The following is a 26844-nucleotide window of genomic DNA, read 5'->3' as shown; positions in this document are numbered from 1 at the left end:
GCGACGTCAGAAGACGACCAGGGCCCTGCCGCCCTTGCCCGCGAGCATGTGGTCGAACGCCGTGGGGATGTCGTCCAGGGTGATGCGCTCGGTGACCAGTGAGGCCAGGTCCAGGCGGCCCTCGCGGATGTGGGTGGCCAGGACCGGGAGGTCGGCGGCCGGGTCGGAGTTGCCGTAGACGCAGCCGGAGAGGGTGCGGCCCCAGTGGAAGAGTTCCAGGGCGTTGAAGGTGACCTGCTGGTCGGTGCCGCCGATCCCGACGACCGTGGTGCGGCCGCCGCGCCGGGTGGACTCCCAGGCGGTGCGGATGGTGACGGCGCGGCCCACGCACTCCACGGCGACGTCGACGCCCTGCTTGCCGGTGAGGGCGCGGATCTCGCGGGCGGTGTCGGAGGAGGCCACGAGGTAGTCCGTGGCGCCGGCCGCCCGGGCCAGTTCCTCCTTCTCCGGGGAGACGTCGACGGCGACGATCTTGGAGGCGCCCGCGATCCGGGCGGCCTGGAGGGCCGCGAGGCCGACCCCGCCGACACCGAAGACGGCCACCGTCTCGCCCTCGCGGACCCGCGCCGAGTGGTGGACGGCGCCGTAGCCGGTGAGGACGGCGCAGCCGAGGAGGGCCGCGTCGGTGAGGGGGATGCCCTCGGGCAGGGGCAGGAGGCAGGAGACGGGGACGACGGTCTCCTCGGCGAACGCGGCCACGTTGAGGCCGGGGTGGAGGTCGGTGCCGTCCACGGTCCGGGCGTACACGTCGGCGGCGCCGCTGAGCGCGTTGGCGCACAGCCAGACCTCGCCGAGGCCGCAGGCGTGGCAGCGGCCACAGGAGGGCGCCCAGTTGAGGACGACCCCGTCGCCCGGGGCGAAGCCGGTGACGCCCTCGCCGACGGCGACGACGGTGCCCGCGCCCTCGTGCCCGAGGACGGCCGGGACGGGCACCTTCAGGGTGCCGTTGGCCAGTGAGAGGTCGGAGTGGCAGACCCCGGCGGCGGCCAGGCGGACCCGGACCCGGCCGGGGCCCGGTGCGGGCAGCTCGATCCGGGTGACGTCCAGCGGGGCGCCGATGGCGGGCAGGACGGCGGCACGTACGGCCATGTCTGGTGGACTCCCTTAAAACTGGAGGGACTTGGTCTGCAGGTACTCGGCGAGCCCGTGGGCCCCGAGTTCCCGGCCGACGCCCGACTGCTTGTACCCGCCGAAGGGCGCGAGGGGGTTGAAGCGGCCGCCGTTGACGTCGACCTGCCCGGTGTCCATGCGGCGGGCGAAGGCCACGGCCTCGGCATCGTCACCGGCCCAGACCGCGCCGGCGAGGCCGTAGACCGTGCCGTTGGCGATGCGCAGGGCGTCCTCCTCGTCCTCGTAGCGCAGGACGGACAGGACGGGGCCGAAGATCTCCTCCTGGGCGATCGTCATCTCCGGGGTGACGTCGGCGAAGACGGTGGGGCTGACGAAGTAGCCGCGCTCGCGCGGGGGTTCGGCGCCGCCCGCGACGAGCCGGGCGCCCTCGGCGACACCCTTCTCGATGTAACCGCGCACCCGGGCCTGCTGCTTGGCGTTGACCAGCGGGCCGATGCGGTCGCCGTACTTGGCGGCGGCCGTGCGCGCCAGCTCGACCGCCTCGTCGTACTGGTCGCGGTGGACCAGCATACGGGTCCAGGCGCTGCACGTCTGGCCGGAGTTGGACATCACGTTGGCGACGCCGACGTTGACCGCCTTGGCGAGGTCGGCGCTCGGCAGGATGACGTTGGCGGACTTGCCGCCGAGTTCCAGCGCGACCTTCTTGATCGCGGCGCCCGCGGTCGCGGCGATGGTCCGGCCGACGGCCGTGGAGCCGGTGAAGCTGACCAGGTCCACCCCGGGGTGCTCGGCGAGGGCCTGTCCGGCGACCGGGCCGAGGCCGGTGACCAGGTTGAACACGCCGGCCGGCACCCCGGCGTCGTGGACGCACTCGGCGAAGAGCTGGGCGACCAGCGGGGTGTCCTCGGCGGGCTTGAGGACGACCGTGCAGCCGGCCGCGAGGGCGGGGGCGACCTTCGCGACGACCTGGTGGAGCGGGTAGTTCCAGGGCGTGATGGCGGCGACCACGCCCACCGGCTCGTGGAAGACGGTCGAGTTGCCGACCTTCTCCTCGAAGGCGTGGCGGGCGGCCAGGTCGGCGTAGGAGCCCGCGACGGCGATCGGGACGGCCGCGTGGACCGCCTGGGAGAAGGCCAGGGGCGCGCCGAGTTCGGCGGTGACCGTCTCGGCGATCTCGCCCTTGCGGGCCGCCAGCGCGTCCCGCAGCGCGGACAGCCGGGCGGCCCGTTCGGCGGGGGCGGTGGCCGCCCAGCCGGGCAGGGCGGCGCGGGCGGCCCGTACGGCCGCGTCGACGTCCTCGGCGCCGGCCGCCGGGACCCGGGCGATCACCTGCTCGTCCACGGGGTCGACGACGTCGATCACCTCCCCGCTCAGCGCCGGGCGCCAGGCGCCGTCGAGGTAGATGCCGTCGTGTGCCTTCATCGCGTTCCCTCCGGGCGGTCCTCGTCGTCCGACCCCAAACTAGCGGTGTTAGTTTTCTGGCACCAGGGGTGACCGGGGCGCGGACGGGCACGCGTCCGCATCACTCTTCCAGATCGGGGAGCCTCGCGGGGGTGGGGCAGATGCGCTCGCCGTGCTGGTCGAAGACGAACAGGTGGGCGACGTCGACCAGCAGCGGCACCTGCATGCCGTGGCGCAGGTCCAGGTCGGGTGTGGTGCGCACCACCAGGTCGCCGGGGAGCCGGACGTCGGCGGCGGCCGGGGCCGGGTCCGGCTCGGGGGGCTCGTCCAGGACCACCACGGGGCCGGCCCGCAGGCTGCCCGCGCGCTCGCGCAGCCGGTCCAGCACCGAACCGTCGCGGCGCCGTCGGCGGGACGGCCGCGACGCCGGCCGGGGCGCCTCCAGCTCGGGGACGACGGCGGGGCGCGAGCCGGTGTTGAAGTGGACCAGTGCCTCGTGGCCCTGGAACTCCACGTGCTCGACCAGCCCGGTGATCAGCGTCTCGCCGGGCCGCGCGGTGGAGGCTTCGGCGATGCGGACGGCCTCCGAGCGCAGGCCGACGATCACCTCCCGGCCCTGCTGCACGCGCAGCAGCTTGTGGTCGACCGACAGCGGCTCGGGCAGCCGCAGCGCCTGCTTGCCGAGGCTGATGGTCATGGCGCCGTCGAGCGGGGCGCGGACCACGCCGCGCAGCAGGTTGATGCGGGGGGTGCCGATGAAGGCGGCGACGAAGATGTTGCGCGGCAGGGCGTAGACCTCGCGGGGGCTGCCGACCTGCTGCAGGACGCCGCCGCGCAGGACCGCCACCCGGTGGCCGAGGGACATGGCCTCGGCCTGGTCGTGGGTGACGTAGACCGTGGTGACGCCGAGGTCCCGGGTGAGGTGGGCGATCTCGGCGCGCAGGTGGTTGCGCAGCTTGGCGTCCAGGTTGGACAGCGGCTCGTCCATCAGGAAGGCCGAGGGGTGGCGGGCGATGGCCCGGCCCATGGCGACGCGCTGCCGTTCCCCGCCGGAGAGCTGGGCCGGGAACCGGTCGAGCAGGTCCTCGATGCCGAGCATGCGGGCGGTGGCGTCCACCCGGGGGGCCGGGTCGGCGCCGGGGGCCTCGATGCGCAGCGGGAAGCCGATGTTGTCCCGGCTGCTCATGGAGGGGTACAGCGCGAAGTTCTGGAAGACCATCGCCATGTCACGGGCGGACGGCAGCAGTTCGTTGGCGGATTCGCCGTCCAGCAGCAGTTCGCCCTCGGTGATCTCCTCGAGGCCGGCGATCATGCGCAGGACGGTCGACTTGCCGCAGCCGGAGGGGCCCAGCAGGACCAGGAACTCCCCGGGTTCGATGTGCAGGGTGAGCCGGTCCACCACGCGGACGCCCTTGGCGTAGACCTTGCTCACGTCGTGCAGAGAGATGGCGCGTGTCATGAGAGTCGTCCCCGATCCAAACGACAGACCCTTGGTGCTCCGCGGTCTGGGCCGCCCCGTGCGGGTCGTACGAGGCGTACGAGTCACGGAAGTTAACGGACTGTGCGCGGCCGGGGAAGAGACGGGACGAGGAATCGGGCGGTCCCGTCCGAGGGATGAGAAAGCGGACGCCCGGGTTCTGCCGTGCCGGGGCGGTGGGGGCGGTGCGGGACCGTCCCCACCGTCCGGTCATCTGACGGCGGTCAGGTGGGCGAACACCACCACGTTGCTGGTGTAGCCGGTGCGCCGGGTGAACAGGCCCCCGCAGGTGATCACCCGCAGTTCGGCCCGCTCGGACGCGCCGTAGACCTCCTTGTCGGGGAACCCGGACTTGTCGAACACCCGCACCCGGTCCACCGTGTAGACGGCCGTACGCCCGTCCGCGCGCCCGACCTCGATGTGGTTGCCGGGCTTCACCTCGGCCAGTGCGGCGAAGACGGCGGGGCCCGTCCGGGTGTCGCGGTGGCCGACGGCGATGGCGGTGCCCGGTTCGCCGGGTGTGGGACCGGCCCGGTACCAGCCGACGAGCTTGGGCCGGTCGACCGGCGGGGTCGACAGCTGCCGGTGGTCGTCGAGCCGCAGGCCGATGACGGGCGCCCGGATGCCCAGTGCGGGGACGCCGAAGGTGGTCGGCCGGGAGGCGGGCAGCGGGGTCGCGGGGGGCTTGCCCGCGGCCTTGGCGTCCGTCCGCCCCGTGCCGCCCGCCGTGCGGCCGCCCGCCGCGCTGCCGGACGGGGCGGGGCGGGACGGGGCGGCGGACCCGGCGCTCGCGCCGGTCCCGGGCCGGGACGCGGACGGGACCGGGGAGGGGCTCGCCGACCCGGCCGGGGAGCGGCTCGCCGCGGCGCCCCGCGTGGGGGTCGGCGCGCCGCTCCGGGTGGGTGTCGCGCCGCCGCCCTCGCCGTCGGTCTTCCCGGGGAGCGGGTCCCCGCGGGCGTCGGTGCGGCCGGGGGCGGCCGCGGCGGCCGCCCGCTGGGGCGCGGACGGCCGGTCGTCACCCCCGCACCGCACCCCCACCGTCACCAGGACGACCGTCAGGACGGCCGTCCTGGTGAGGCGGTAGGCACGCGTCCGGTGCCACGGCCTGCGTCTGCGCCTAGGCCGCACCATGGGTGCGCCGGCGCGTCTTGCGGACGTACAGGGCGGCGCCGACCGCTACGACACCGACACCCGCCGCGGCGGCCACCGGGCTGTAGGCGGCCGCCGTGTCGACGAGGCCGCCACCGCCCGCGTGCACCCCGCCCTTGGGGCCGTCCTGCTCGCCCTGGCCCCAGCCCGCGTCGCCCTGCTTGTCCTGGATCTCCCCGGGGCCCTGCTCGCCCTCGCGCTTGCCGTCGTGGCAGTTGACCCGGAAGACCTTCTCCTTGGGGACGCCCGCGACGATCCACGTGATCTTGTACTGGCCGTCGGCCAGCCCCAGCGGGTCGGTGTGCCCGGCGCCGCCCGCGAGCGGGATGGTGCCGGTGACGGTGGCGGCGGTGGGCAGCGGGGGCTGCGCGAGGATCGTGTAGGCGATGGTGGGCAGCGTGTCGAAGTTGACCGCGTCCAGGTAGAAGCGGCAGACCAGCGGGTCGTCCTTGGAGACGCCGAAGGGGACGTGCTCCCGGTGGACCCGGATGTCGCCGGCCTCGCCCTGGGCGACGGCGGCGGGGGCCGCGAGGAACGTCGCACCGGAGGCCGTGAGGGCGGTGAGGAGGACGGCGGCACCGACGCGGGAGCCGTGCGGGCGGGGAAGTGTCAGGGTGGGCATGCATTCCTCCGAGTCAGGACGATTTTCATACAAATCGCTCTTTCGCCTCGGACTCTCTGCCATGCACCCCCGCGCGTCGCGGCAGCGACACACGGCACGCCGTCAGATATCGCTCGTGCGGCGCAGTCCAGGCCGCCGGCGCCCCTCCCCCGCCCCGTCCGGCCGCGGGACGGCCCCCGGTGCGCGCAGCGCCACCCCCGCCGACAGGAGCAGCAGTGCCCCGAGCAGCACGAACGGCGCCGCCACACCCGCGAGACCGGCGACCAGGCCCGCGCCCGCGGGGGCCGCGACCTGCCCGAGCCGGTTTCCGGTCAAGCGCAGCGCGAGGGCGGTCGAGCGGGCGGCCTCGGGCGCGGCCCGCACGACCGTCGTCATCGACAACGGCTGCCCCACCCCCAGGCAGAAGCCCAGCACCGCGAGCATCGCGCCCAGGGCCCACACCGGCACGGGCAGCGCGACGCCCGCGCACAGCAGGGCCGCCAGGGCGCAGGTCACCACCAGCAGCGCGGTGCGGCCCAGCAGCCGCAGCAGGGGGGTCAGCACCAGGCGGCAGGCGATCGAGGCCGCCGCCCGCACGCTCAGCAGGACGCCGACCACCGACGGGGCGATGCCCCGGTGCTCGCCGACCACCGCCAGGTAGGCGGTGAGGACGTCCGTCGCGGACAGCACCGACAGGCTCACCAGGATGCCCGCGGGCACGCCCCGGGTGCGCAGGATGCGCCCCACCGGGACCCGACTCCCGCCTCCAGTGCGGGACTTGGCCGCCGCCTCGTCCTCGATGCGCCACAGCGAGGTGAACGCCGCCGCCGCGCCGGCCCCCGCGACCAGCAGGGCGAGCGCGCTGCCGCCCGCCCGGTCCGGCCCGCCGATCAGCGCGCCCGCCGCGACCGGGCCGGCCAGCTGCCCGAGGGAGGCGCCGATGGTGAAGTACCCGAAGTTGCGGTCCTGTTCGTGCGGCGCGGACTGCCGCGCGACCAGCGATTGGGCACCGATCACGAAGCAGAGGTGGCCCAGGCCCATCACCCCGCTCCACAGGGCCATCGTGGCGAGGGAGCCGGCGAGGCCGCTGAGCGCGCAGCCGCCCGCGACGAGGACCACGCCCAGCGGCAGCAGGGGCGCGCACCGGCCGTGGTCGGTGCGCCGGCCCAGCGGGACCGCCGCGAACAGCGGGAACAGGGCGTAGACACCGGCGATGACGCCGACCGCCCGCTCGTCGGCACCCAGCGCGAGCGCCCGGTAGGAGACGGCGGGCCGGGCCATCGAGACCGCCCCCTGCGCGCAGCCGAAGGCGATGACGAGGCGGAGCAGCCAGCCGCGGTTCCCACCGGGCGCCATGGTTCTTCCTCCGTGGGGTGGTCTCCGTGGGGTGGTCCAAGGAGTCCGGGGCTGTTCGGGAGGCGCGTCAGACGATGCCGAACAGCACGGCCGCGCCGAGCACCACGAGCGAGGTCAGCGCCGCCCACTTCACCACGAACCGGGTGTGGTCGCCGAACTCGACCTTGGCCATGCCGACCAGGACGTAGACGGCCGGGACGAGCGGGCTGGACATGTGCAGCGGCTGGCCGACGATCGAGGCACGGGCCACCTCGACGGCGGGGACGCCGTGCGCCTGGCCCGCCTCGGCCAGCACCGGCAGGATGCCGAAGTAGAAGCCGTCGTTGGACATGAAGTACGTCAGCGGGATGCTCAGCACGCCGGTCACCACGGCCATGTGCGGTCCGAGACCGGCGGGGATGTTGTCGACCAGCCACGTCGCCATGTGGTCGACCATGCCGGTGCCCTGGAGGACGCCGGTGAAGACGGCGGCGGCGAAGACCATGCCGGAGACGTTGAGCACGTTCTCGGCGTGCGCGGCGATGCGGGCCTTCTGGTCGGGCATGTGCGGGTAGTTGACGGTCAGGGCGAGCGCGGCGCCGAGCAGGAACAGCACCGGGATCGGCAGCCACTCCATGATCATGGCGGTGAGCAGCGCGACGGTGAGCACGGCGTTGAACCAGTACAACCGGGGGCGCAGGGTGGCGCGGTGGGGGTCGAGGCCCTGGAAGGCGTCGTCCTCCGGCTGCCCGGACTCGTCGGACCCGTCGGCCGGGTGCGCGCCGGGGCCGGAGCCCGCGGCGGGGCCACCTGCACCGGAGCCCTTCGCGGTACCGCCGGCGCCGGACCCGGCACCGACCAGCACCGTCTCCGTCACCGGCTCCTGCTCCGTCTCCTCCACCAGGACGTCGTCCAGCGTCAGCACGCCGAGCCGCGTGCGCTCGCGGCGGCCGAGGACGTACGAGAGCGCGAGGACGAACAGCAGGCCCATGGCGAGGGCGGGGATCATCGGCACGAAGATGTCACCGGCGTCGAGCTTGAGCGCGGTGGCGGCGCGGGCGGTCGGGCCGCCCCACGGGAGCGTGTTCATCACGCCGTTGGCCATGGCGGCGACGCCCGTCATCACCACCAGGCTCATCTTCAGGCGCTTGTACAGCGGGTACATCGCCGAGACGGTGATCATGAAGGTGGTGGAGCCGTCGCCGTCCAGGGAGACGATCGCGGCGAGCACCGCGGTGCCGACCACGATCCGCAGCGGGTCGGCCCTGCAGAACTTCAGGATGCCCCGTACGACCGGGTCGAAGAGGCCGACGTCGATCATCACACCGAAGTAGACGATCGCGAACATGAGCATCGCCGCGGTCGGGGCGAGCCCGGTGACGCCGTCGAGGACGTAGTCACCGAGCCGGGCGCCCTTGCCGACGAACACGCAGAAGAGCGCGGGTATGAGCACGAGCGCCGCGATCGGCGACATCTTCTTCAGCATGATCAGGACCAGGAAGGTCGCGATCATGGCGAAGCCGAGGAGGGTCAGCATGAGTGGATACCTAACGTTCGCCCTTGAACATCCCACCTGGGGGTCGGCGGTGCGTTGACGTTAGGACCCGTCGTCCAGCGTCAGCAAGACGTCGACGTGCGAGCAATAAGCGCAAAACCGCTGGTCACGGCTTTGTGCTGCTCAGCGCGCCGACCTTTTCGGCCACCGGGACCACCTCGACCGGGAAGCCGTTGAGGACCGCGTTGCCCGACAGCGGGTCCAGCAGGCTGCCGTCGAGGAGCTGGTTGACGTTGACGCCGGGGTCGGTGGAGGCGTGGCCGAGCCGGGTGCCGGGGCGGTCGTGGCCCCAGCCGTGCGGCAGGCTCACCACCCCGGGCCGCACGTCCTCGGTGACCTCCGCGGGGGCGGTCACCTCTCCCCCGGCGCCCCGGACGCGCACCGGCTGCCCGTCGCGCACGCCGAGCCGCGCGGCGTCGTCGGGGTGGACGTGCAGGGTGCAGCGGTTCGAACCGCCGGTCAGGGCCGGGACGTTGTGCAGCCAGCTGTTGTTGGAGCGCAGGTGGCGGCGGCCGACGAGGACCAGCGCGGCGGGGCTCGCGGTGAGGGCCTGCCGCAGCCGGGGCAGGTCGGCGGCGATCGGCTCCGGCAGCAGCTCGACCTTGCCGCTGACGGTCCTCAAGGGCTGGGGCAGGCGCGGGCGCAGCGGTCCGAGGTCGATGCCGTGCGGGTGCTCCAGCAGCCGGGCGAGGGTCAGTCCGTCCGGCCGTGCGCCGAAGCCGTCGCCGTAGGGGCCGAGGCGCAGCATCAGGTCGAGCCGGCGCTCGGGGCCGTCCTCGCCGGTGAGCGCGGCGGCGAGCTCCTTCGGGTCGCGGCCGTGGACCGGGGAGTGCGGGTCCTGGACGGCCCGGCCGAGGGTCTGGGCGACGACCGTGTCGTCGACGGCCGCGGGGTCGGCGCCGTGCAGGCCGGTGACGGCCAGGACCAGCCGGGCCATGATCTCGGTCTCGGCCATGCGGCCGGGCGCGAGCGGGACGGCGGGGCGGTTGTAGCGGACCTGGTGGCGCACCGCGAGGGTGTTGAACGCGAAGTCGTGGTGCGGGGCCTGCGAGGGCGGCGGCGGGGGCAGCACGACGTGGGCGTGGCGGGAGGTCTCGTTGAGGTACGGGTCGACGCTGACCATGAACTCCAGGGAGTCCAGGGCCTTGTCGAGCCGGTCGCCGTCGGGCGCGGACAGCACCGGGTTGGCGGCGACGGCGATCAGGGCACGGATCGGCTCGCCCTCCTCGGTCGCGGTGTCGATCTCCTCGGCGAGGGCGGACAGCGGCAACTCGCCCTTGGCCTCGGGGTGCCGGCTGACCCGGGAGTGCCAGCGGCCGAGGGCGAAGCCGCGGCCGGGTCCCGCGGGCCGCGGGGTGCGGTCGGTGGCGGCCTGCGGGAAGAGCGCGCCGCCGGGCCGGTCGAGGTTGCCGGTGAGGATGTTGAGCACGTCCACGAGCCAGCTGGCGAGCGTGCCGTGCGGCACGGTGCAGCTGCCGATGCGGCCGTAGACGGCGGCGGTGGGCGCGGCGGCGAGTTCGCGGGCCAGGGCCCGGACGGTGTCCGCGTCGACGTCGCAGGCGGCGGCCACGCCCTCGGGGGTGAAGTCCCGCAGGGCGGCGCGGAGTTCGTCGAGGCCCTGGACGTGCGGCGCCAGCTCGCCCAGCCGTACCAGGTCCTCGTCGAACAGCACGTGGGCCATGGCGGCGAGCAGCAGCGCGTCGGCGCCGGGGCGGATGGTGACGTGCCGGTCGGCGAGGCGCGCGGTGCGGGTGCGGCGCGGGTCGATCACGGTGAGGGTGCCGCCGCGGGCCCGGAGCGCCTTGAGCCGGCCGGGGAAGTCGGGCGCGGTGCACAGACTGCCGTTGGACTCCAGCGGGTTGGCGCCGATCAGGAGCAGGTGGTCGGTGCGGTCGAGGTCCGGTACCGGGATGGCGTTGGCGTCGCCGAACAGCAGGCCGCTGGAGACGTGCTTGGGCATCTGGTCGAGCGTGGAGGCGGTGAACAGGCTGCGGGTGCCGAGGCCGGCGAGCAGCACCGGCGGGTAGAGGGCACCGGCCACGGTGTGGACGTTGGGGTTGCCGAGGACCACGCCGACGGCGTGCGGCCCGTGCCGTTCGACGACCGGGCGCAATCCGGCGGCGACGGCGTCGAACGCCTCCTGCCAGGTCGCCTCCCGCAGCTCGCCGTCCCGCCGGACGAGGGGGCCGCCCAGCCGGTCGGGGTCCCCGTCGACGGCGGGGAAGGCGGCGCCCTTGGGGCACAGGAAGCCCTTGCTGAAGACGTCCTCGCGGTCGCCCCGGGCACCGGTGACCCGGCTCCCCTCGACGGTCAGGGTCAGCCCGCAGGTGGCCTCGCACAGGGGGCAGATTCGCAGGGCGGTGCGGGACACGGGTCCTCCCGGTGGGGCGCGACGACGGTGGGCGCTACGGCGGTTACGGCGGGCACGGTGGTCGCGGCGGGCACGACGACCGGGGCCGGGCGCCCGCGGCGGCGGAACCGGCGTCGGCGCCTGGCGCGAGCATACCGACCGGTATGCATGGGCGACAGCCCCCCGGCGCCGGGCCTGCGCGGGCCCGGCGTCCGGTCAGCCTTCCGCCCGCGGGCCCTCCAGCGCGCCCTCCAGGTACGCCCGCAGCAGCGCCCGCATCTCCGCGATGACCTTCTCGTCGCCCTCCGGGTCCATGCGGAAGGCCAGGTGGATGAGGGTGTCGGCGGTCTCCACGGCGACCAGGAAGGTGCGGCGCAGGTCGTCGTCGACCGCGCGGTCGAGGTAGCCGGAGAGCAGGGCGGCGAGACGGTCGGCGACCCGGGTGTTGGGCTCGGCCTGGCGGGAGCCGACCGGGATCTGGTTGCCGAAGTCCACCAGGGAGAAGCCGGGCGCGGTGCGCTTCATCGCCAGGTACTCGTCGAGCACCGCGTCCATCGCGGCCCGCCAGTCCGCGCCGCCGGACGCCGTCAGCCGTTCGGTGACCCGCTCCGACCAGTGCTCCAGGTTGCGCTGGGCCAGCGCGTCGGCCATCTGCCGCTTGTTGCCGAAGAAGCGGTAGACCGAGCCGATCGGGACACCGGCGCGCTGGGCCACGGCACGGGTGCTCAGGTCGTCGTAGCCGACCTCGTCGAGCAGGGCGGCGCAGGCGTCCAGGATCCGGGTCAGGCGTTCGGCGCTGCGTCGCTGCACGGGGGCGCGACGCAGGGGGGTCGCTGGGGGCACGGCGTTCATGATGCCGGTCCGCCGGGCGCCGGCGCACCCTGTCCCGACGCGGTGATGTCCGCCGTCCGCTCCACCGGCTTGCCGTCCACCGCCCAGCCCGTGCCGTCGTCGGCGTAGAGCCGTGCGGTGACGTGGTGGGTGCCGTGCGGGAGGTAGCCGGCCGGGATGCGGTGGGCGGGGGTGCGCAGGTCGGCGACCGGGGCGTGGTCCACGTAGAGGCGGGCGAAGCCGCGGCCGGCGACGGCGCGGGCGGGGGTGCCCGGCGGCGAGAGGCGGAAGTGGCGCAGGGTCAGCCGGACGTCCCAGCTGCCGTCGGTGTCCGGCTGCACCTCGATGCCGACCTCGGGCGCCCGGGCGCCGTCGACCTGGCGGTAGTGCCGGCCGTCCTCGTCGGTGTCCTCCAGGACCTTGCCGACGGGCGCGGTGGACTCGCCGGCCCCCTGGCTCCCGGGGCTCGGCCGGCTTCCTCGGCTCTCCTGGCGGCCCTGCTGGTCGGTGTGCCCACCGGAGTCGCAGCCCACGGATCCGGTCAGGAGCAGGACACAGACCGCGAGCGCGGCGGGGAGGGCGCGCGTCCACGACATGCGGGCGAGCCTAGAACACGGGTCCGACAGCCCGGATCCGCCTGAAGTCGGGTTCTCGGCGGCCGGTGATCGTCCTCGCAGAGGAGGAGGGCGGCGGCCCTTGCGCGCCGGAAATCGCAATCCTATGGTGTGGCACAGGAATCGGATCGCAAGGGAGCGAGCGACGATGAGCGATGGGGGCACCCCCGGCGCGGGCGGGCCGGAGCACGGGGACGCGCGCAAGGCCGCCGAGGGGCTGACGTACCTGTCCGGCTTCGGCAACGAGCACTCCTCCGAGGCGGTGCCCGGCGCCCTGCCCGAGGGCCGCAACTCGCCGCAGCGCGCCCCGCTCGGGCTGTACGCGGAGCAGCTGAGCGGCACGGCGTTCACCGAGCCGCGGGCGCACAACCGCCGCTCGTGGCTGTACCGCATCCGGCCCTCCGCGGCGCACCCGGCGTTCACCCGCACCGGCAACGGCGCGCTGCGCACGGCGCCGTTCACCGAGACGGTGCCGGACCCCAACCGGCTGCGCTGGGACCCGATGCCCGAACCGCCGCGCGGCACCGACTTCCTGGCCGGCCTGTGGACCCTCGGCGGCAACGGCGACGTCACCCAGCGCACCGGCATGGCCGTGCACCTGTACCACGCCGACACCTCGATGGAGCGCGTCTTCAGCGACGCCGACGGCGAGCTGCTGATCGTCCCCGAGCGCGGCGGGCTGCTGCTGCGCACCGAGTTCGGCCTGCTGCACGCCGAACCGGGCCACGTGGCGCTGGTCCCGCGCGGGGTCCGCTTCCGGGTGGAGCTGCTGGACGCGACGGCCCGCGGCTACGTGTGCGAGAACTACGGCGCCCCGTTCCGCCTGCCCGACCTCGGCCCGATCGGCGCCAACGGCCTCGCCAACCCGCGGGACTTCCACGCGCCGGTCGCCGCGTACGAGGACGTCGAGGGGCCGGTGGAGGTGGTCAACAAGTACTGCGGCAACCTCTGGACGGCCACCTACGAGCACTCGCCGCTGGACGTCGTCGCCTGGCACGGCAACCACGTGCCGTACGTGTACGACCTGCACCGCTTCAACGTCATCGGGACGATCTCGTACGACCACCCGGACCCGTCGATCTTCACGGTGCTGACCTCGCCGTCGGACACCCCGGGGCTGGCCGGCGTCGACTTCGTGGTGTTCGCGCCGCGCTGGCTGGTCGGCGAGGACACCTTCCGGCCGCCGTACTTCCACCGCAACGTGATGAGCGAGTACATGGGGCTGGTCGAGGGCGCCTACGACGCGAAGACCGCCGGGAAGGGCGGGTTCGTGCCCGGCGGCGGCTCGCTGCACACCATGATGTCGGCGCACGGCCCGGACCGGGAGACCTTCGACCGGGCGAGCGCGGCCGAGCTGCGGCCGCAGAAGGTCGACGACGGGCTGGCGTTCATGTTCGAGACGCGCTGGCCGATCACCCTCACCGGGCAGGCGGCCGGCGCCGACCACCTCCAGCCGCGCTACGACGACGTCTGGCAGGGCCTGGAGCGGCACTTCCGCCCGGGGCCGTAGGGGGTGTCTGCCGCTTGCGCCGGGGATGCGCTCCCGGTACGGATGGCCCGTGACCTCCTTCGCCCCGGACTCGATCGTCCTGAACCGCAAGCTGCCGCTCTGGTACCAGGTGTCGCAGTCGCTGCGCGCCTCGATACTCGGGCGCTCGCCCCAGGACCCGCTGCGGCTGCCCACCGAGGAGCAGCTGGCGGAGCACTACGGGGTGAGCGTGCTGACCATGCGCCAGGCGCTGAAGGAGCTGGAGGACGAGGGGCTGATCTCCCGGCACCGCCGCCGGGGCACCTTCATCGAGCCGGACGCGCGGCGCGGGGCCCCGGTCCGCCTCCTCGGCTCGGTCGACGCGATCGTGGCCCAGCAGTCCGGCATGGTCACGACCCTGCTGGGCCACGGCACCGCCCCGCTGCCGCCCGAGATCGCCGAGTACTACCCGGACCTGGCCGAGGCGGCGACGTACCACCGGCTGCGCGGCGACGAGAAGACCGGCGAGCCGACCAACCACGCCCGCAACTGGGTGCGTCCCGAACTCGCCGGCCGCATCGACCCGGAGGACCTGCTGCGCTGGCCGATGACCAAGGTGCTGCGGGACGTCGTCGGGGCGGACATCGGCCGGATCACGGACACGGTCGAGGCCCGGCTCGCCGACCCGGAGACGGCCCGGCTGCTCGCGGTGCCGCTGCTGAGCCCGATCCTGCACTACACGGGCGTGACGTACGACGCGGACGGCCGGGTGCTGGACGTGGTCGTCATCCACTACCGGGGGGACCGGTTCTCCTTCACGGTGACGCTGGAGGCGTGACCCGGGCCGCCGCCGCGGGCGGTCGTGGAGTGCTCCCGCGCCCCGCCGGGGGCGGGGCCCCCTGCCGTACGATGCGGTGCGTGACGCACGACGACGCTCCGCTGCTCGCGGACCTCATGCCGTGGTCCGTCGCACCGCCGCGGCTCGGCCGGGGCTGGCCGGCGGCCCCCGACGCGGCGTCCCTGAGGGCCCGTTGGGACGCCCTGCTGAAGGCCGCCGGACCCGACCGCGCGGCGCTGTTCGAGCCGACCCGCTCCCGCACGCTCCACTCGGCGGTGGGACAGCTGCCGGGCCGGTCCACCGGCACCGAACCCCTCGCGCGGGCCACCGGCCCCTGTCCGGAGCCGGTACGGGTGCTGCTCGCCCCCTTCGACGAGCAGTGGCTGATCCCCGACCACCGGCTGATCGACACCGCCCGGCCGGAGTTGTGGCGGGTGGCCGACGACCGGCAGGTGTTCCTGGTGGAGCACGGCGACGCGCTGCTCGCCACCTCGCACCTGCCGCTGCTGCGGCCCGGCCGGGTACACCCGCTGTACCGGCGGCCCGGCGGCTCCGAACCCAACCTGGCGCCGGGCCTGCTGGACCACCTCACCGCGCGCCTCGGGCGGCGGCCCGACCCGGCGGACGTGCCGGCCTGGATCCTCGCCACGGCCCGCCCCGGCTCGCCCCGCCGCGTGCCGCTCACCGCCGATGCCGAGGTGTGGGCCGCGGGCGTCGCCCTCGGCCACCGCGTCCTGTGGCTGATGCGCCGCGACGGCGACCGCCCCCGGCTGCCGGGCGGCCGCCGCCCCTACGTCCGCGCCCCGCTCCCGCCGCGCCCGGCGACCGTGCGCTACGACCGCGAGGAGGAGGCCCTGTACCTCGACGAGGGCCGCATCTCCCCGGTGCCGCCCGAGGCGTGGGACCACGAGACGGGCGGGGTGCGGGTCCTCGAGCAGTGGCTGGCCGCCCGGACGGCACCGGCGCCCGCCGGCACCCTGGCCGCGCTCCGGCCGTCGGCCTGGCCGCAGCACTGGACGTCCGAACTGCTGGAGCTGATCACGGTCCTGGCCCTGCTGGCCGAACTGCGCCCGCAGGTGGCGGAGATCGAGGTGACCGACCCGGTCACGGCCGCGGAGCTGACGGCGGCCGGCGTCCTGCCCGTCCCGGAGCGGGCCCACCGCCCGGCGTCGGTCCTGGACCACCAGGAGGAAGGCCCGGCGGGCCAGTTCACCCTGCTGTGAGGGGGGCCGGGCGGACCGCTGCTGACAAACGCCCCGGCCGGGGGCCATGATCCACCCCATGGACACCGACACCCCCGCCGACGAGCCGTTCGCCCAGGCCCACACACACGCCTCCGCCGGGTCCGGCCCCGCCACGGAGCCGCTGCCCCTGGAGGGCATCACCGTCGTCGCCGTCGAGCAGGCGGTGGCGGCCCCCTTCGCCACCCGGCAGCTCGCCGACCTCGGCGCGCGGGTCGTCAAGGTGGAGCGCATCGACGGCGGCGACTTCGCGCGGGGCTACGACACCGCCGCGGGCGGCCTGGCCTCGCACTTCGTGTGGTGCAACCGCGGCAAGGAGTCCGTCGCGCTGGACCTGAAGGACCCGCGCGGCCTCGCCGTCGTCCGGCGGCTCGTCGCGGGCGCGGACGTGTTCGTGCAGAACCTCGCCCAGGGCGCGGCGGCCCGGCTCGGCCTGGACGCGGCCACGCTGTGCGCGGCCCACCCGCGGCTGGTCGCCGTCGACATCTCCGGCTACGGCCCGTCGGGCCCGTACGCGCACAAGCGGGCGTACGACATGCTCGTGCAGTGCGAGGCGGGTCTGGTGTCGGTGACCGGGACGCCGGAGCAGCCGGTGAAGGCGGGCATCCCGGCGGCGGACATCGCGGCGGCCATGTACGCCTTCTCGGGGGTGCTGGCGGCGCTGGTGCGGCGCGGAGTGACCGGGCGGGGCGGCCCGGTGGAGGTGTCGATGCTGGACGCGCTCACGGAGTGGATGGGCCACCCCCTGCACCACACGATGCACGGGGGCGCCGCCCCGGCGCGCACCGGCCTCGCGCACGCGGTGATCGCGCCCTACGACGCCTACCCCACCGCGGACGGCGGGCGGGTGCTGCTGTCGGTGCAGAACGACCGGGAGTGGCGGCGGCTGGCGGAACAGGTGCTGGAGCGGCCCGAGGCCGGGACGGACCCGGCGTTCGCGACCAACGCGGCGCGGGTGGCCCACCGGGAGCGCACCGACGCCCTGGTGGGCCGGGCGCTGGGCGCGCTCGGCACCGACGAGGCGCTGGCGCGGCTGGAGGGCGCGGGCATCGCGTGCGCGCGCCTGCGGGACCTGCACGAGGTGGCGGAGCACCCGCAGCTCGCGGCCCGTGAGCGGTGGCGACGGGTGGGGACGCCGGTCGGGCCGCTGCGGGCACTCCTGCCACCGATCACCTTGCCGGGTGGGCGGGCACGGATGGGTGACGTGCCCGCGCTCGGGGAGCACACCGGAGCGGTGCTGCGCGCCGTGGGGATGACGGACGACGAGATCGCAGCACTGCGCCGGGACGGCGTGGCCGCCTGAGCGCGGGCGGTCAGTGCCGGTGGCCGCCGAACAGCGAGCGACGCAGTCGGCGCAGCGGGGCGAACAGTGAGACGCGGCTCACCCTCCTGCCCCGGTCGCTGCGCTGGTGCGGCCGGTCGCGTGCGGTCAGTTCCCGCATCAGTGACGTCGCCTCGAGGGTCTCCCGCTGCGGTATGGCGGGCCCCGCGAGCACCGAGAGGTGGCGGTCGAGCCGCGAGCTGGTCGCGCTGCTCCCGCAGGTGATCGCAGGGACCCTCGCCCTGCTGTGCATCGTTATCTGTTCCATGTCACTCCCCACCCGTACGAGTCCACCCGGCCCGGGCAGGTTAACCCTATCGCTCCCCGGGGGCACGCGTGTATCACGGTCCCAGGATTCACCTTCCCCGCAAGGGGGTTGACGACTCCTTTCCGGTCACTCTCCGAATCCAACCGATTCCAGGGCGAGTTGGACAACTGGCTGGCTGGTGGGCTGTGGTGATCCCCCGTCGGGTTCGACGGTCACAGCGAGTGAGGTGGCCGAGGTGTCGAGACCGGTCGCGACCAAGGGCGTGTCGCCCTCGAACAGGCCCAGGGAACGGGGCGGCGCGGCGGGGCGCATCAGCCACAGCTGGTGCACCTTGCCGCCCGGCAGGGCGCCGTACCCGCTCAGCGTGACGACCGCCCGGCCCTCCGACGCGGAGGCGATCACGCCGATGCCGCGGCCCTGCGCGTCGCGGCCGGCCGTCGCGCGGGCGTCCGGGGCGGCCAGAACGTGGGCGATCTCACGTGCCCGGGCCTGGGCCGCATCCAGGTCGTCCCGGGTGCGGTCCGCCTGTACGGCGAAGAGCGAGGCGACCACCAGGGCCGCGGCGGCGGTCGCCGTGGCGAACGGCACGAACAGCGGGCGGGACCGGGCGGCGCGGGCGCGCGGCGGCGGCTGCGTCCCCCAGACGTGCGGCGGGAGTTGGGGCGCGCGCTCGCGCACCGGTGCGGCGGACTCCTGCGGGGTGACCCGTACGGCGGCGAGCACCCGGTCGCGCAGCGCGGCCGGCGGCGGCGCGGCCGTCGACCAGGCGAGCCGGACGGCGTCCTCGGACAGCGCCCGCACCTCGGCGGCGCACCGCTCGCAGGCCCGCAGGTGGCGTTCGAAGCGGCGCCGCTCGTCGGGTTCGAGGGCGTCCAGCGCGTAGGGCGCGGCCAGCGAGTGCAGGTCCTCGCGGCGCAGTCGGCCGAGCAGGCTCATGCGGCACCTCCCAGGCAGTTGCGCAGCCGCGTGAGTCCGTCGCGCATCCGCGTCTTGACGGTGCCCAGCGGCAGCGAGAGCCGCTCGGCCACTTCACGGTACGTATAGCCGTCGTAGTAGGCGAGGGTGACGGACTGCCGTTGCAGGGCGGTCAGCCGGTCCAGGCAGCGGCGCACCCGCTCCCGCTCCAGGCCCGCCTCGACCTCCTCGGTGACGTGGTCGAAGGCGGGGTGGTGGGCCCGCTGGGCCTCGCGCTGCTCGCGTTCGCCGGCCGCGCGGGCGCTGCGCACCCGGTCGACGGCGCGGCGGTGGGCGACGGTGAGGACCCAGGACAGGGCGCTGCCCCGGCCGGGGTCGTAGCGGCCGGCGGTGCGCCAGCACTCCAGCAGCACCTCCTGGGCCACCTCCTCCGACTGCGCCGGGTCGCGCACCACGCGGCGCACGAGGCCGAACACCGGCCCGGACACCAGTGCGTAGAGCCGCTCGAACGCCGTGTGGTCACCTCCCGCCACGAGCACCAGGAGCTCGTCCGCCTCCATGCGGTCCCCCTCTCCGCGGCCGCATCCGGCCCGTCCCGTCACACCAGGCATTCGCAACGCACACACCTCCGGACGGTGTTACGGATCGGCGGCCCCGAAAAGCGGGTCGGAGGCGGCCGGGAAAAAATTTTCCGAGCCGACCAATCCGCTCCCGCCGCCCCTCCGAATGCCCGGTCAGACAGGCAAGTCGGCTCTGAGGACGGACCCATGACACCTATATCCAGGAGCGGCACGGGACGCGCGGGCGTCGCGACCCTCATCTGCGGGGCGCTGGCCGCCGGGACGCTCGCAGCAGCCGGCGTGGCCACGCTGGCCCCCGGGGAGGCGGCCGCCTCCAGCCACCGGGAGGCCCCGCTGATCTCGGGGACCCCGCAGTACGACAACACGGACCTCTACGCGTTCGTCAGCCCGGACCACCCGGACACCACGACGATCGTCGCGAACTGGATCCCGTTCGAGGAGCCCGCGGGCGGCCCGAACTTCTTCCCGTTCGCCGAGGACGCGCAGTACGACATCCACGTCGACAACAACGGCGACGCCCAGGGCGACCTGCTGTTCCGCTACACGTTCAAGACGCACGTGAAGAACAAGAAGACGTTTCTGTACAACACCGGGGCGGTCGAGAGCCTGGACGACCCGGACCTCAACGTGACGCAGACCTACGACCTCGAACTGGTCAAGCTGAAGGGCCGCAAGGAGGTGCACCGCACCAAGCTCGCGGACGACGTGCCGGTGGCGCCGTCGAACGTCGGCAAGGCGTCCATGCCGGACTACCGCAAGCTGCGCGACCAGGCGGTGTACCACCTCCCCAACGGCGCCAAGTCCTTCGCCGGCCAGGCCGACGACCCGTTCTTCCTGGACCTGCGGGTGTTCGACCTGCTGTACGGGGGTGACCTCTCCGAGGTCGGCAACGACACCCTCAAGGGCTACAACGTCAACTCGATCGCCCTGCAGCTGCCGACGGACCTGATCACCGAGTCGTCGCACCAGCCGGTGGTGGGCATCTGGTCCACCACCCAGCGCAGGAACGCGCAGGGCTACTACACGCAGGTCTCTCGCCTGGGCAACCCGTTGGTCAACGAGGTCGTCAACCCGCTGAAGGACAAGGACACGTTCAACGCGTCCACGCCCCGGGACGACGCGCGGTTCCTGAAGAACGTCACCAACCCCGAGCTGCCCAAGCTCATCGAGGCGATTTACAAGATCAAGGCCCCGACCGAGCCGCGCAACGACCTCGTCGACGTGTTCCTCAAGGGCGTCAAGGGCCTCAACCAGCCGCCGTACGTGACGCCGGCCGAGGAACTGCGCCTGAACACCTCCGTCAAGCCGACGATGCACCCCAAGCGGCTCGGCGTCCTCGACGGCGACAACGCGGGCTTCCCCAACGGCCGCCGGCTCACCGACGACGTGATCGACGCCTCGCTCCAGGTCGTCGAGGGCGAACTGGTCGGTTCGAAGAACGACTTGGGCGACGCCGTCGACAAGAACGACAAGGACTTCGAGAAGTCCTTCCCCTACGTCGCCCTGCCGACCGAGGGTTCGCGCGGCTCGACCGCCAAGACCGACGCCGCCGTCCGCAGCCAGCTCGGCGACGCCCTCACCGGCTCCTCCACCTCGGACACCCCGCTGATCGCCGCGTCCGCCGGTGCCGGAGCGGCGGGCATCCTCCTCGTCGGCGGCGGCCTGCTGTGGTGGCGCCGTACGCGGGGCCGCGCGTACTAGACCGCACCCCGGGGCCGGTCCCGACCGGCCCCCGCGAACCGGGCCGGGGAGCCTCCTGCACCTCCCCGGCCCCTCGTCCGGCGCGGCCCGCGCGATCCTCCATCCCCCACGGCGCGGGCCGCGCCACCGAGCGACTGCAGGCAGGCAAGGCAGATCCAGGAGAGGGCGGAGAGGGCATGGCCCCCGAGATGAACGACGGCGGGACGCACTCCGGGCGACGACCGGTACGGCCGACCGCTGCGGACGCCACGGACGTCGCGGACGCCGCGACGGAGGGGGCGCCGACAGCGGCACCCGCACCCGGGGCGGACGCTGGTGCGACGGAGCGCGGGGCGGACGCCGACGTGGAGACGCCCATGGTGGCAGGGACGGAGGGGATGGACGAGACGGACGGGACGGACACCGGCGCCAACACGCCGCCCGCGCAGGTGAGTCACCCCGGGCCGGACCCAGCCCCGGCGCCCGACGCCCCCGCTGTCGATCCGCGGGTCGCCGCCGTGCGGCGGGTCGGGGCCGCGGGGCGGCGGTGGCGGGCCGTGCAGCTCGGTGCCTGTGCCGCCCTGCTGGCCGTGGCGATGACCGCCGGGGCCGTCGCGGTCGGGGCCCTGCGGGACGGCGGGGGCCGGGCCGTGGCCACGTCGGCGGCCGTGTCGCCGGGGCTGCTCGCCGGCGGCGACCTGGACGCCGGGGTCACCTCGCTCCAGGCCCACCTGCGCACCCAGCCACGGGACTTCGGCAGCTGGGCCACCCTCGGGCTCGCCTACGTCGAGCAGGCCCGCACCCAGGGCGACCCCTCCCGGTACCCGCAGGCCCGCAAGGCGTTCGACACCTCCCTCTCCCTGCGCGCCGACAACGACCAGGCGCTCGCCGGCCTGGCCGCCCTCGCCGCCGCCCGGCACGACTTCCGGGGCGCCCTGACCGACGCCGACCGGGCCCTGGAGCGGAACCCCTACAACGAGCGCGCCCTGTGCACCCGCATCGACGCCCTCGTCGAACTCGGCCGCTACGCCGACGCGTCGAAGGCGGCCGGGACCGCCGACGCCCGTCGCCCCGGCATCCCGGTGTTCACCCGCTACGCCTACGCGCACGAGCTGCGCGGGGACGTCACCACCGCCCGCCGCGTCCTCACCCAGGCGCTCGACGGGGCCACCGGCCCCGGCGACATCGCCTACGTCGCCACCCAGCTCGGCCAACTCGCCTGGAACCAGGGCGACTACCCCACCGCCCTCGCCCACTACGCCCGCGCCCTCGCCGCCGACGACGGCTACCTGCCCGCGCTGGAGGGCCGCGCCCGCGCCCAGGCGGCGAGCGGCCGGCGGGAGGAAGCCGTCAAGGGGCTGGAGGCGGTCGTCGCCCGGTACCCGCTGCCCGGCCCGCTGGTGGCCCTCGGGGAGCTGTACGAGGCCCGTGGCGCGGCCGGTGACGCGGACCGGGCCCGCGACCAGTACGCGCTGGTCGACGCCTGGACCGACCTCGCCCGCGCCAACGGCGTCGACGTCGACCTGGACACCGCCCTGGCCGCCGCCGACCACGGCGACCGGGCGGCCGCCCTGCGCGCCGCCCGCGCCGAGTGGGCGCGCCGCCACACCGTGCACACCGCCGACGCCCTCGCCTGGGCACTCCACGTCAACGGCCGCGACGCCGAGGCCCTCGGGTACGCCCGGCAGGCAACGGCCACCGGGTACCGCAACGCGGGTTTCCTGTACCACCTCGGCATGATCGAGCGCGCCACCGGCCACGCCGCCGCGGCCCGCACCCACCTCACCGCCGCACTGGAGCTGAACCCGGGCTTCTCCCCGCTGGGCGCCCGCACGGCCCGCTCCACCCTGACCGCACTGACCGCACTGACCGCACTGACCGCACCGCCGGCGCACACGGCGCCCCGGACGACGGAGGGCGGCCGGTGACCCCCCGCCGCTTCCTCGCCTCGGCCGCGGCCGTCCTCCTGACCGGGTGCGCGCTCGCACTCGTCCCGCCCACCACCGCGAGCGCGCACCCCCTCGGCAACTTCACCGTCAACCGCTACGACGGCCTCGTCGCCGCCCCCGGCACGCTCCGCGTCGACCACGTGGAGGACCTCGCCGAGATCCCCGCCACCCAGGCACGGCCCGACATCCGGCGGCTCGGGATGAGCGCCTGGGCGGGGCAGCGGTGCGCCACGGCCGCCTCCGGCAGCCGCCTCACCGTGGACGGCCGCACCGTCCGCCTGACGGCCACGGCCGCGCGGGCCGTCGTACGCCCCGGGCAGGCCGGGCTGGACACCCTGCGCGTGGAGTGCCGGCTCACCACGCCGCTGCCCCTGGACGCCCCCGTCGCCCTGGCCTTCCACAGCGCGGGCGCCACCACCGGGCCCGGCTGGCGGGAGATCACCGCGCGGGGCGACCGGACGACGCTCACCGCCAGTGACGTACCGACGTCCTCCGTGTCGCACGAACTCACCCGCTACCCGAAGGAGTTGCTCTCCTCACCCGCCGACACCGCGACCGCCGCGCTGCGCGTGCGGCCCGGCGGGCCCGCCCTGGTGGAGGACGGGCGTGACGCGCCCGCCGCGTCCGTGCTGCCCCGGGGCGCCGACCGCTGGACCCGGGCGCTCGACGGCCTCGTGGCCCGCCACGACCTGACGGTGGGCTTCGCCGCCCTGGCCCTCGTCATCGCGGTGGGCCTGGGCGCGCTGCACGCGCTCGCGCCGGGCCACGGCAAGACCCTGATGGCCGCGACGGCGGCGGCCCGCGGCGGCCGGGCCCGCTTCCGGGACGTCCTGCCGCTGGCCGCGTCGGTGACCGTGACCCACACCCTCGGCGTGGTCGCCCTGGGCCTCCTCGTCACCGCGGGCTCGGCCGCGGCCCCCTCGGTGATCGCCTGGCTCGGCCTGGCCAGCGGCGCGCTGGTCCTGCTGGCCGGCGCCGGCCTCGTCCGCCGCGCCTGGCGCAACCGGGGCACCGGACACGGCCCTTCGCACACCCACGACCACCCGCACCCCCACGACCACCCGCACCCCCACGAGCCGGAGCACACGCCGGCGCCCGCTCCCGCCCCCTCCCCCGCACCCCGCGCCCTCGCCCTGGCGGGCGCGCCCACCGGACTCCCCCACCGACCCGCCCCCACGCCCCCGCACCCCCACGACCCCAGCGAACACCCGCACGCGCACCCCGACCCGCACCCGCACCCCCACACCCACACCCACACCCACGGCGGGGTCACCCACTCCCACCCCACCGCCCCCACCCTCCGCGGCACGCTGCTCCTCGGGTTCGCCGGGGGGCTGGTGCCCAGTCCGTCCGCGGTCGTCGTGCTGGTCGGCGCGGCGGCGCTCGGGCACGCGTGGTTCGGGCTGCTGCTCGTCGTGGCGTACGGCGTCGGGCTCGCGCTCACGCTCACCGCGGCGGGGTTCGCGGTGGTCCGCCTCGGCGGGGGTGTGACCCGGTTCCTGGACCGGCACCCGCGCCGTACGGCCCACCCGCTGGTCACGGCCGTGCGCCGCGGCGCACCGCTGTGGTCGGCGCTCGTGGTCGTGGCCCTCGGGGCCGGACTGGTGTTCAAGGGGGCGGCATCCGTACTCGGTTGAGCTACTTTGGGGAGGATGGCGCGGGGGCGCGAAGAGGGGGCGGCCGTGTCCGAAGCACCGGGCAGTGAGCGTCTGGTCGCCGGCCGGTACCGGCTGGTGTCCCCGCTCGGCGAGGGCGGCATGGGCACGGTGTGGCGGGCCCGCGACGAGGTACTGCACCGCGAGGTGGCCGTCAAGGAGGTGCGCGCGCCCGCCGGGCTGCCGGCCTCGGACGTGGAACGGATGTACACCCGGCTGGAGCGCGAGGCGTGGGCGGCGGCCCGGGTGGCGCACCGCAACGTGGTGACGGTGTACGACGTGGCCACCGAGGACGGGCGGCCCTGGATCGTCATGGAGCTGGTGCGCGGCATCTCCCTGGCCGAAGTGCTGGACGCCGAGGGGCCGTTGTCGCCGCGGCGGGCCGCGTACATCGGCGCCGAGGTGCTGGCCGCGCTGCGCGCCGCGCACGCGGCGGGGGTGCTGCACCGGGACGTGAAGCCGGCCAACGTGCTGCTGTCGAACGATGACCGGGTCGTCCTCACCGACTTCGGCATCGCGACCGTCGAGGGGAGTTCCGCGCTGACGATGACCGGGGAGGTCATCGGCTCCCCGGAGTTCCTCGCGCCGGAGCGGGCGCTGGGGCGGACCCCGGGCCCCGAGTCGGACCTGTGGTCGCTCGGCGTGCTGCTGTACGCGGCGGTGGAGGGCGCCTCCCCGTTCCGGCAGCACACCCCGCTGAGCACCCTGCGGGCGATCGTCGACGAGCAGTTGCCCGCGCCGCGGCGGGCCGGACCGCTGGCGCCGGTGATCGAAGGGCTGCTGCGCAAGGACCCCGCCGAGCGGCTGACGGCCGAGGCGGCGGAGCGGGACCTGCGGGTCGTCGCGGCGGGCGGTGCCCCCACGCGGTCCGGGACGGTACGGGCCGACGCCCTGTGGGCCGCGCCGCTCCCGCCCACGGCACGCACCGAGCCGGTGCGCGAGCGGGGGCCCGCGGCGTACACGGCCCCCTCGGTGCCCGCCTGCACGGACCCGGTGGACGGCGAGGACGACTCCCGCCGGGAGCGGCGTTCGGCGGCGGTGCTGATCGTGGGGGTGCTCGCCCTCGCGCTGGCCGTGGCCGGGCTGACGTACGCGCTGCTGCACGGCGACGACGGCTCACGGACGGGCGGGACGACCGGCTCGACCGGGCGGACGGGTCCGGCCCCGGCGACCGGCACGAGGAGCACGGGGGAGGGGGAGCAGCCGAGCCCCTCGCCGAGCGGGTTGTCCACCGGCGCCGGCGCTCCGCAGTCCGTCGCGGTGGTGGTCACCGGCGCGCACACCGACTACTCCGGGAGCTGTCCGCCCGCGGACGAGCGGGCGCCCGCCTTCACGGCGACGATCACGGTGGGTCGGCTGCCGGCCGAGGTCGACTACCGCTGGGTGACCCGCGACGGGCGGGTCCTGGCGGACGGCTGGAGGACGCTCCGGTTCCGGGAGGGCGACGACCGGTCGCAGCAGGACCGGGTGGTCGTGACCACCGGGGCGCGCGAGGGGACGTACCGCGACGCGGTGCGGGTGGAGGTGCGCGAGCCCCGGCGGGTGACCTCGAACGAGGTGCCGGTCTCGCTGACGTGCGAGACGGAGACCCCGTCGGACGGGGCCTCCCCTTCTGCTTCGGGTTCTGCTTCTGGTTCCGCTTCGGCATCCCCCGCGGGTTCAGCTGCGGGCTCTGCTGCGGGTGCCGCCGCGGGTTCTGCTCCGGATCAGTCGTTGGCGTTGAGCACGGGGAGGTAGCCGCCCGACTGGCCGGCCGCGGTGGGGTGGTAGGACTCGCCGATGTTGAGCCAGTTCACGCTGTGCAGCCAGGAGTCGCCGGAGCAGATCTCGTGGCCGGTGAAGGTGGAGCGCACGTCGCCGAAGACGAAGCCGTGGGCGGCGGCACGGCCGGCGACCGTGCTGTCGAGGTAGTCGGACGCGTCGTTGATGGCCTTGCGCTTGGTCTCCGACAGTCCGATGCAGGTGGTGCCGAGCTGGTAGAAGCGGGGGTAGCCGAGCACGACCACGTGGGCGTTGGGGGCCTTGGAGCTGATCGCCGAGTAGACGGTGTCGAGCTTGCCGGGCAGCGTCGACGCGACGTACGCCCGGGCGGTGTTGATGCGGGAGATGCAGGTGCTGTCGGAGCTGGTCACGCAGGTGGTCATGACGTCGGCGAAACCGGCGTCGTTGCCGCCGATGCTGATCGAGACCAGGCCGGTGGAGGTGGAGAGCCCGCCGAGCTGACTCGCCAGAACTTCATCCGTTCGGGCGCCCGAGCAGGCCGCGAACGTGAACGAGGAGGGTGCGTGGGCGGCGTTCCAGAGGTAGGGGTACGCCTTGGTGCTGCGCTTGCAGTCGCCGCTGGAGCTGATGTAGCTGCCCGCGCCGACGCCGGACGAGTAGGAGTCGCCGAGGGCCACGTAGCCGCCGGTGGCGGCGAGTTGGGATGCCTGTGCCGTGAGGGCGCCGGTGAGGGTGGCGCCGGCGGCGAGGAGGACGGAGCTGACGAATGCCGCGATTCGGGAACGTCTCATGGAACCTCCCTTTAGCAGGATCTCTGCTCAC

The 26844-nt window shown here is 74.9% G+C and carries 22 protein-coding genes; 8 read left to right on the top strand and 14 right to left on the bottom strand.

The features are described from left to right. Positions 1 to 6: 6 nt before the first annotated feature. From AQJ30_RS18315 to AQJ30_RS18270, 10 genes are all read right to left on the bottom strand, one after another. Positions 7 to 1089 carry a Zn-dependent alcohol dehydrogenase gene (locus tag AQJ30_RS18315; protein WP_067235069.1) on the bottom strand — a complete coding sequence of 361 codons (1083 nt, stop codon included), beginning with the start codon at positions 1087 to 1089 and terminating at the stop codon, positions 7 to 9. 15 nt (positions 1090 to 1104) lie between these two features. Further along, positions 1105 to 2493 (bottom strand): aldehyde dehydrogenase family protein, encoded by a 1389-nt coding sequence (locus tag AQJ30_RS18310; RefSeq protein WP_067235067.1) that lies wholly within the window; start codon positions 2491 to 2493, stop codon positions 1105 to 1107. 100 nt (positions 2494 to 2593) lie between these two features. Beyond that, complete coding sequence (locus AQJ30_RS18305) at positions 2594 to 3931, bottom strand: ABC transporter ATP-binding protein (protein WP_067235066.1); 1338 nt, start codon at positions 3929 to 3931, stop codon at positions 2594 to 2596. A gap of 228 nt (positions 3932 to 4159) precedes the next feature. After that, positions 4160 to 5080, bottom strand: coding sequence for a class F sortase (locus tag AQJ30_RS38740; RefSeq protein WP_079084134.1), 921 nt, complete (start codon positions 5078 to 5080; stop codon positions 4160 to 4162). After that, positions 5067 to 5720 carry a hypothetical protein gene (locus tag AQJ30_RS18295; protein WP_067235065.1) on the bottom strand — a complete coding sequence of 218 codons (654 nt, stop codon included), beginning with the start codon at positions 5718 to 5720 and terminating at the stop codon, positions 5067 to 5069. Before AQJ30_RS18295 ends, AQJ30_RS38740 begins: the two co-directional genes overlap by 14 nt. A 102-nt stretch (positions 5721 to 5822) precedes the next feature. Beyond that, positions 5823 to 7055, bottom strand: coding sequence for an MFS transporter (locus tag AQJ30_RS18290; protein ID WP_067235063.1), 1233 nt, complete (start codon positions 7053 to 7055; stop codon positions 5823 to 5825). Positions 7056 to 7122: 67 nt separating this feature from the next. Beyond that, positions 7123 to 8571 (bottom strand): CitMHS family transporter, encoded by a 1449-nt coding sequence (locus AQJ30_RS18285; protein ID WP_067235062.1) that lies wholly within the window; start codon positions 8569 to 8571, stop codon positions 7123 to 7125. 124 nt (positions 8572 to 8695) lie between these two features. Further along, positions 8696 to 10960 carry a molybdopterin oxidoreductase family protein gene (locus AQJ30_RS18280; protein ID WP_067235059.1) on the bottom strand — a complete coding sequence of 755 codons (2265 nt, stop codon included), beginning with the start codon at positions 10958 to 10960 and terminating at the stop codon, positions 8696 to 8698. A gap of 195 nt (positions 10961 to 11155) precedes the next feature. Continuing rightward, positions 11156 to 11791, bottom strand: coding sequence for a TetR/AcrR family transcriptional regulator (locus tag AQJ30_RS18275; protein WP_067235057.1), 636 nt, complete (start codon positions 11789 to 11791; stop codon positions 11156 to 11158). Then, entirely contained in the window at positions 11788 to 12366 is a 579-nt protein-coding gene (locus AQJ30_RS18270) for a hypothetical protein (protein ID WP_067235055.1), read from the bottom strand. The genes AQJ30_RS18275 and AQJ30_RS18270 overlap by 4 nt, the downstream gene beginning before the upstream one ends. A 166-nt stretch (positions 12367 to 12532) precedes the next feature. Between AQJ30_RS18270 and hmgA the strand changes: the two genes are divergently transcribed. The 4 genes from hmgA (at position 12533) to AQJ30_RS18250 (ending at position 17234) form a co-directional block, all read left to right on the top strand. Then, entirely contained in the window at positions 12533 to 13894 is a 1362-nt protein-coding gene (gene hmgA, locus AQJ30_RS18265; RefSeq protein ID WP_067235047.1) for a homogentisate 1,2-dioxygenase, read from the top strand. 49 nt (positions 13895 to 13943) lie between these two features. Further along, on the top strand, positions 13944 to 14690 hold the full coding sequence (locus tag AQJ30_RS18260; RefSeq protein ID WP_067235044.1) for a GntR family transcriptional regulator: 747 nt from the start codon (positions 13944 to 13946) through the stop codon (positions 14688 to 14690). Positions 14691 to 14761: 71 nt separating this feature from the next. After that, positions 14762 to 15913 carry a type ISP restriction/modification enzyme gene (locus AQJ30_RS18255; RefSeq protein WP_067235041.1) on the top strand — a complete coding sequence of 384 codons (1152 nt, stop codon included), beginning with the start codon at positions 14762 to 14764 and terminating at the stop codon, positions 15911 to 15913. Between the two features lie 58 nt (positions 15914 to 15971). Continuing rightward, positions 15972 to 17234 carry a CaiB/BaiF CoA transferase family protein gene (locus AQJ30_RS18250; RefSeq protein ID WP_245726985.1) on the top strand — a complete coding sequence of 421 codons (1263 nt, stop codon included), beginning with the start codon at positions 15972 to 15974 and terminating at the stop codon, positions 17232 to 17234. Between the two features lie 10 nt (positions 17235 to 17244). Here the strand turns inward: AQJ30_RS18250 and AQJ30_RS18245 are convergent, their stop codons facing one another. From AQJ30_RS18245 to AQJ30_RS18235, 3 genes are all read right to left on the bottom strand, one after another. Further along, a complete protein-coding gene (locus AQJ30_RS18245) occupies positions 17245 to 17520 on the bottom strand; it encodes a hypothetical protein (protein ID WP_067235038.1) in 276 nt (91 codons plus the stop codon). Between the two features lie 126 nt (positions 17521 to 17646). Then, a complete protein-coding gene (locus AQJ30_RS18240) occupies positions 17647 to 18456 on the bottom strand; it encodes an anti-sigma factor (RefSeq protein WP_067235036.1) in 810 nt (269 codons plus the stop codon). Beyond that, on the bottom strand, positions 18453 to 18995 hold the full coding sequence (locus AQJ30_RS18235; RefSeq protein ID WP_067235035.1) for a sigma-70 family RNA polymerase sigma factor: 543 nt from the start codon (positions 18993 to 18995) through the stop codon (positions 18453 to 18455). The genes AQJ30_RS18240 and AQJ30_RS18235 overlap by 4 nt, the downstream gene beginning before the upstream one ends. A gap of 207 nt (positions 18996 to 19202) precedes the next feature. Here AQJ30_RS18235 and AQJ30_RS18230 point away from each other — a divergent pair, with 207 nt between their 5' ends. The 4 genes from AQJ30_RS18230 to AQJ30_RS18215 all read left to right on the top strand — a co-directional run bounded on the left by AQJ30_RS18230 (position 19203) and on the right by AQJ30_RS18215 (position 26037). Continuing rightward, positions 19203 to 20717 carry a DUF4331 domain-containing protein gene (locus AQJ30_RS18230; RefSeq protein WP_079084133.1) on the top strand — a complete coding sequence of 505 codons (1515 nt, stop codon included), beginning with the start codon at positions 19203 to 19205 and terminating at the stop codon, positions 20715 to 20717. A gap of 356 nt (positions 20718 to 21073) precedes the next feature. Then, complete coding sequence (locus AQJ30_RS18225; protein WP_425424155.1) at positions 21074 to 22624, top strand: tetratricopeptide repeat protein; 1551 nt, start codon at positions 21074 to 21076, stop codon at positions 22622 to 22624. Then, positions 22621 to 24282, top strand: a complete 1662-nt coding sequence (locus AQJ30_RS18220) for a nickel transporter (protein ID WP_067235030.1) — start codon at positions 22621 to 22623, stop codon at positions 24280 to 24282. The genes AQJ30_RS18225 and AQJ30_RS18220 overlap by 4 nt, the downstream gene beginning before the upstream one ends. Positions 24283 to 24297: 15 nt before the next feature. Further along, the gene (locus tag AQJ30_RS18215; RefSeq protein WP_079084132.1) at positions 24298 to 26037 is read left to right on the top strand and encodes a serine/threonine-protein kinase; all 1740 of its coding nucleotides are present in this window, start codon (positions 24298 to 24300) and stop codon (positions 26035 to 26037) included. Here the strand turns inward: AQJ30_RS18215 and AQJ30_RS18210 are convergent. Continuing rightward, complete coding sequence (locus AQJ30_RS18210) at positions 26007 to 26813, bottom strand: SGNH/GDSL hydrolase family protein (protein WP_067235028.1); 807 nt, start codon at positions 26811 to 26813, stop codon at positions 26007 to 26009. The genes AQJ30_RS18215 and AQJ30_RS18210 overlap by 31 nt on opposite strands. Positions 26814 to 26844 lie beyond the last annotated feature (31 nt).

The sequence above is a fragment of the Streptomyces longwoodensis genome, assembly GCF_001514125.1.
Taxonomy (GTDB): Bacteria; Actinomycetota; Actinomycetes; order Streptomycetales; family Streptomycetaceae; genus Streptomyces; species Streptomyces longwoodensis.
The sequence above is the reverse complement of the archived record's forward strand: the minus strand, read 5'-3'. Positions and strand labels throughout refer to the sequence as shown.

Excerpts from the sequence above, each read along its gene's own strand:
- AQJ30_RS18315 (WP_067235069.1), bottom strand. The coding sequence starts at position 1,089 with ATGGCCGTACGTGCCGCCGTCCTGCCCGCCATCGGCGCCCCGCTGGAC.
- AQJ30_RS18310 (WP_067235067.1), bottom strand. The coding sequence starts at position 2,493 with ATGAAGGCACACGACGGCATCTACCTCGACGGCGCCTGGCGCCCGGCG.
- AQJ30_RS18305 (WP_067235066.1), bottom strand. The coding sequence starts at position 3,931 with ATGACACGCGCCATCTCTCTGCACGACGTGAGCAAGGTCTACGCCAAG.
- AQJ30_RS38740 (WP_079084134.1), bottom strand. The coding sequence starts at position 5,080 with ATGGTGCGGCCTAGGCGCAGACGCAGGCCGTGGCACCGGACGCGTGCC.
- AQJ30_RS18295 (WP_067235065.1), bottom strand. The coding sequence starts at position 5,720 with ATGCCCACCCTGACACTTCCCCGCCCGCACGGCTCCCGCGTCGGTGCC.
- AQJ30_RS18290 (WP_067235063.1), bottom strand. The coding sequence starts at position 7,055 with ATGGCGCCCGGTGGGAACCGCGGCTGGCTGCTCCGCCTCGTCATCGCC.
- AQJ30_RS18285 (WP_067235062.1), bottom strand. The coding sequence starts at position 8,571 with ATGCTGACCCTCCTCGGCTTCGCCATGATCGCGACCTTCCTGGTCCTG.
- AQJ30_RS18275 (WP_067235057.1), bottom strand. The coding sequence starts at position 11,791 with ATGAACGCCGTGCCCCCAGCGACCCCCCTGCGTCGCGCCCCCGTGCAG.
- AQJ30_RS18270 (WP_067235055.1), bottom strand. The coding sequence starts at position 12,366 with ATGTCGTGGACGCGCGCCCTCCCCGCCGCGCTCGCGGTCTGTGTCCTG.
- hmgA (WP_067235047.1), top strand. The coding sequence starts at position 12,533 with ATGAGCGATGGGGGCACCCCCGGCGCGGGCGGGCCGGAGCACGGGGAC.
- AQJ30_RS18255 (WP_067235041.1), top strand. The coding sequence starts at position 14,762 with ATGCGGTGCGTGACGCACGACGACGCTCCGCTGCTCGCGGACCTCATG.
- AQJ30_RS18250 (WP_245726985.1), top strand. The coding sequence starts at position 15,972 with ATGGACACCGACACCCCCGCCGACGAGCCGTTCGCCCAGGCCCACACA.
- AQJ30_RS18245 (WP_067235038.1), bottom strand. The coding sequence starts at position 17,520 with ATGGAACAGATAACGATGCACAGCAGGGCGAGGGTCCCTGCGATCACC.
- AQJ30_RS18240 (WP_067235036.1), bottom strand. The coding sequence starts at position 18,456 with ATGAGCCTGCTCGGCCGACTGCGCCGCGAGGACCTGCACTCGCTGGCC.
- AQJ30_RS18235 (WP_067235035.1), bottom strand. The coding sequence starts at position 18,995 with ATGGAGGCGGACGAGCTCCTGGTGCTCGTGGCGGGAGGTGACCACACG.
- AQJ30_RS18230 (WP_079084133.1), top strand. The coding sequence starts at position 19,203 with ATGACACCTATATCCAGGAGCGGCACGGGACGCGCGGGCGTCGCGACC.
- AQJ30_RS18225 (WP_425424155.1), top strand. The coding sequence starts at position 21,074 with ATGGTGGCAGGGACGGAGGGGATGGACGAGACGGACGGGACGGACACC.
- AQJ30_RS18215 (WP_079084132.1), top strand. The coding sequence starts at position 24,298 with ATGGCGCGGGGGCGCGAAGAGGGGGCGGCCGTGTCCGAAGCACCGGGC.
- AQJ30_RS18210 (WP_067235028.1), bottom strand. The coding sequence starts at position 26,813 with ATGAGACGTTCCCGAATCGCGGCATTCGTCAGCTCCGTCCTCCTCGCC.